The organism is Candidatus Protofrankia californiensis, assembly GCF_900634765.1.
GTDB lineage: Bacteria > Actinomycetota > Actinomycetes > Frankiales > Frankiaceae > Protofrankia > Protofrankia californiensis.
Genome location: NZ_CAAAFT010000495.1, coordinates 24,630 through 28,940, shown reverse-complemented (window position 1 = coordinate 28,940; position 4,311 = coordinate 24,630). Strand labels below are relative to the sequence as shown.

The 4,311-nt window shown below is 70.2% G+C and carries 4 protein-coding genes and 1 pseudogene; 2 read left to right on the top strand and 3 right to left on the bottom strand.

Annotated elements, in window-relative coordinates; genetic code table 11:
• The 3 genes and pseudogenes from DD1DGNOD_RS28445 to DD1DGNOD_RS25905 all read right to left on the bottom strand — a co-directional run.
• Window positions 1-286 (bottom strand): annotated as a pseudogene (locus tag DD1DGNOD_RS28445) (hypothetical protein); the annotation flags it as partial.
• Between the two features lie 83 nt (window positions 287-369).
• Window positions 370-798, bottom strand: coding sequence for a DUF6112 family protein (locus DD1DGNOD_RS25910; protein ID WP_131768918.1), 429 nt, complete (start codon window positions 796-798; stop codon window positions 370-372).
• A gap of 43 nt (window positions 799-841) precedes the next feature.
• The gene (locus DD1DGNOD_RS25905; protein ID WP_131771215.1) at window positions 842-3,211 is read right to left on the bottom strand and encodes a MinD/ParA family ATP-binding protein; all 2,370 of its coding nucleotides are present in this window, start codon (window positions 3,209-3,211) and stop codon (window positions 842-844) included.
• Between the two features lie 200 nt (window positions 3,212-3,411).
• Here DD1DGNOD_RS25905 and DD1DGNOD_RS25900 point away from each other — a divergent pair, with 200 nt between their 5' ends.
• The gene (locus tag DD1DGNOD_RS25900; protein ID WP_131768916.1) at window positions 3,412-3,630 is read left to right on the top strand and encodes a helix-turn-helix domain-containing protein; all 219 of its coding nucleotides are present in this window, start codon (window positions 3,412-3,414) and stop codon (window positions 3,628-3,630) included.
• Window positions 3,631-3,656: 26 nt separating this feature from the next.
• The gene (locus tag DD1DGNOD_RS25895; protein ID WP_241251873.1) at window positions 3,657-4,304 is read left to right on the top strand and encodes a hypothetical protein; all 648 of its coding nucleotides are present in this window, start codon (window positions 3,657-3,659) and stop codon (window positions 4,302-4,304) included.
• The last annotated feature ends 7 nt before the right edge of the window (window positions 4,305-4,311 follow it).

Below are 4,311 nucleotides of genomic sequence, written 5' to 3'. Positions count from 1 at the left end.
GGGTCGGCATGCCTGGTATCTGTCGGGCCGCCTGCGTGGGAGGTGCGGTGGTCTCGCTCCCGGTCGGAGTGCTCCTGGGTACCGCGGTGGGAGGCACGGCTTTCGACGCCGCCGATGTCGGACGGGTGTCTATACGTGGCGCAGGCTGCCCTTGGATGCCTGCCGAGTAAGAGGACGGGATCATGTAGCGTCCAATGAGGATGCCGGCCGTCACAGTCACCGCTCCGGTTGCCACCAGGAGGCCGACGAGACGGCGCACGGGCCAGTCAGCCTGGTTGACCAACATCCCCTCCCTCGGTGTGACAACCTCGGACGCGACTACTCGTGAGACGACAGCGGACCCATCATCCCAATATCAGCCGGTCGGCATCACGAGAACCGGTCAGAAGACCTATGGCGAAGTGCCTGGACGTGGTCCGCGGGATCGATCGTCTGGACGATGGCCGGCCGGCCCAACCCCTGCGGCTGCTCGACAGGGCCGGACGATGCGGTCGCTCCGGTGGCGAGGAAGAAGTTGACGACCGCGGCCGTGGCGCCGACGAGGAAGGCCAGCCCGAAGCCGGCGAGTACACCACTCTTACCGATTGCCGAGGTGCGGTCGAGACCCATCCGCTCGCCGAGTGCCCAGGCGATTCCGCCGAGCAGCACGGACGCCACGGCAGCGATCACGGCGTATGCGGCGAGGCCGTTGACGAGATCCTTGAGTGCGTTGATCCCGGGGGCCTTGGAGTCGTCGGGCTTGACCTCTACCTGCGCCAGGACGACCGTCGCTTGCGCGGTTACAGTATGGACGATCATCGCTGTTCCCTTCTGTGCTCAGGCCGGCGCGTAGGTCGTCGGATCATACGCCCGGAATCAAACTGTGATCTTCGGAAGTGACGATGGCAGCGACGGTTGTGTCGTCACTCTCACCGCTCTCGAGATCTGCGTTGCCAAGATCACCACATGCATCGACGATGGTTGCGGCCAGCCGGAGAAATGCCCGCCGGCTGCGCCACCGCAGCCGGGAGAAGGCGATCGGCGTGCGGCTGCCGGGCGCTGCGCCTGCGCTGTGCCGGCGACCGGTGCGGGTGTGGTCGGGCACCTCGTCGTCGAGGCGCATGTCATAGGGGATGCGCACCATCGCGTCGACTCGCCGGGCCAGCTTGGCCGCGGCCGAGCGGGTCTGCGGCGACCACCGTCCGCGTCGGACCGACATCGCGGCTACGATCACCATCGGTGGTGGGCCCGCGCGGCGGGCACGCAGGCTGGTTGTGTCACGCAGGGCGGCCGACGCTTCGGCCAGATCACTGGGGAGAGCCGGTACGACCAGCAGGATCACATCTGCGTCGCGGAGTGTGATCGAAGCGAACTGTGTGTCCCAGTCCAACGGGGTGTCGACGAGCACCAGCGGGTATGCCTGTTCCAGAGTGCGCAGGCCGGCGGCGAGTACCTGGGGGGTAGGTGGGCCTGGCATACCGGCTGCTACCAGAGGAGCCGGTTGTGTCTTGGTGTCGCTGAAGGGAACCGCAACGGCACCGCTGGGACCGGTCGCTCCCGGTCCGCCTGACGCGGCCTGCCCGGCGGGGTGGTAGGCGCCGGTGGGATGGTGGACGCCGGTGGGGCGGTAGGCGGGCAGGACGTCGAGGCCCCCGGCGGCCGCGACGGGCGTGGATGTCCCGCCGGCATCACCACTGATCAGCCAGCGAATCTCCCTGGCCGGTCGTGGTGTTCCGCCGCGGCGGGCACGGTAGGAGATCGAGTCCGCGACCAGGTCACTGAGCGTTGCTGACGGACGGACGCCGACACGTTCCGCGAGCGATGCACTGAACCCGGCGTCCGTGTCAAGGTCACCGATGGTCTCCGTGCGTTCCAGGTCACCGGAGATGTCGAGGGCGACCACGGGTTCGGCGCGGATGTTGGCGAGGGTCATCCCGAGCATCGCCGTGACGGTGGTGCGTCCCGAGCCGCGGATCAGAGAGGTGACCGCGATCCGCCACGAGCCTTCCAGCGGCGCGGCGACCCGGTCGGCGAGGGACTCCCGGATGGGGATTTCCTCCCAGGGCTCCAGGTCGTTGACGTCGCGCCAGGGCTCCTGCCAGGGCCACAGTTCGCGGCTGCTGCGGGGCTCACGTACCGCCGGAAGCGGTGCCGACGGCCGGCTGGTCGCCGCCGGCTCGGGTTCACCCGGTGCCGACGGGAGCGCCGAACCCGAAGGCCCAGCAGGGGGCGACTCAAGCGCTCCGGCCGGCGGGGCGGTCGAGATAGCTGCCGACTGTGCCGATGGTTGGGCTGCCGGCTGGGCGGGCGCCGAGGGTTTTGCCGTCAGTGGAGGTACGACCGCCATGCGGGGAGCGTGCACGGACGGCCGACCCGAGGGTCGTGCCGCGGCTGTGGGACGGCTGCCTGACCCGGTGACGAACGGCCGTACGGCCGGCGCGTAGTCGCTGCCCGGTGCGGATTCCCCCGGACCCGTCTCCCGGGTAGTCGGACCCGATGCCTCGGCACCGTCCGTGGCTGGTGCGGTGCGCCCTCCAGGGACGCCGGAGTGGTGGACGGCTTTCGGCCGGCCGTGGCTGGCGCGTGTGCCGGCCGATCCCGTGGTGGGCGCGCCGGTCGGTTCCGTGGTGGGGGGGACTACCGGGGTTCGGGCATCCGCGGCCTGTGCGGCGCCCGGTCGGCCGGCGTCGGTCTGCTGCTCGTCGACTCCAGGACCGGCGTTCGCAGCATCGCCCGTGGTCACCGCGGGGTCACCCACTGGCTGGGCTGGGAGGTTCCCGGCGGCACCGTCGGCTTCCGGCGTCGTGGGTGGTGGATCAAGAGCGTCGAGGGTGGCCGACGCGTTGACCGTGACCGGAGCCGGGGCGGCAGGTTCTTCGGGGTCGCTGAGGGTGACCGTTGGGGGTGTGGCGGGGCTTCCGGCGTCCTGCAGCATGAACGCTTCGTCCTGGCGCGGGTCGTCACCACCGGCGGGAACGCTCTCGCTCGGAGCGCCGCGCAACCGGCGGCGCAGGCGCCTGGTGACGCGTCCGGTCTGTGTGTCCTCGCCCGTGCCGGCCATAGAAGTAGATCTTGGGGTTGGCGGACTGCCGCTGGTTGCGGTGCTGGGGGAGGCCGGGTCACGGGTCGTCGAATCCTGCTGTGGGCTCGGCGCGGGGATGCGTGTACCGATCAGTGAGACGGGACGTGCGTCACCGTCATCGCCGTAGGGCTCCTGCGACACATCGGTCACGCGCTGTCGACCTCCGTGATATTCTCCGACTGATTGGTGCCCATTACTGCTGCTTGCGGTTGCTTGGCTCGAACTTCGGACGGATCGATGTAACACGAGCAGTTCGAGTATGACAAGGCTCCTTTGGGGGTCGTCAGGGTGGCTTGGGTGGGTGTAACTTCCTGCGCCGGCGGTATGTGCTTGGAGAGGGAGGCCGTCGCGTGGCACAGGAGGGCGTCTCGGTGGCGGCGTTCGCGGCAGGCAGGGATCCCGCAGACGATGACGTGCTGACGGTCGACGAGCTGGTCGTGTGGTTGCGGCTGTCGGAGAGCACGGTGCTCAGGCTGCTGTCCGAACGGGAGATCCCGGCCCGCAAGGTCGGTCATCAGTGGCGGATCCGCCGCGGTCGGGTCAGGGACTGGCTGGATGGCAGGGAGTGATCCTTTCCGGCATGTCTGTCGGGCGGATGCCCACACGGGGTGCGTCCAGACTGTCCGTGCTGGTGGCAGCGGCACCGTTGCTGATATGTGGCGTGTCGGCCTGCTCGGCCGTGCGCGACGTCGTGGCGCGGGCGAGCACCGCCCCGCCCGCGACCGGACCGCCGCCGGCCGCGAGCCAACCGCCGGGCCCTCCGCTTGCCACCGCATCACCGCCGGCCTCCGCTCCGCTCGACACCCATGATCCCAGAAGTGTCGCGGGGGACTGCTTCGCTCGCTGGCAGTCCTACGACACACGGACCGACAGCGGGCCGGACGCCGGTCTGCTGCGCGCCCGCGCCTGCATGACCCCGGATTTCTTCGCCCAGCTCGGCGGGGAGCGCCCGGCCGCCGCCACCGAGGGGCCGGCTCGGGCATGGCTGGAGCTGCGGGCGCTGGGGAGCCGGTCCACCGTTGAGGTGCTCGCGACCTCCCCGCTGGGCGGGACCGACACCACTGCCACCGGTCGGGCCGTGCTGCTGCTGAACGTCCGGCGCACGACCGTGAGCGACCGCGTCGGCGACCGGGCCGAGACGGTGTCGAACCCGACGCTCACCCTGCTCCGCCAGACCGACGGCACCTGGCTGGTGGCCGGCGCGGATCTGGCGAACTCCTACGGCGACGCGCCGGGCCGCTAAGCCGTGG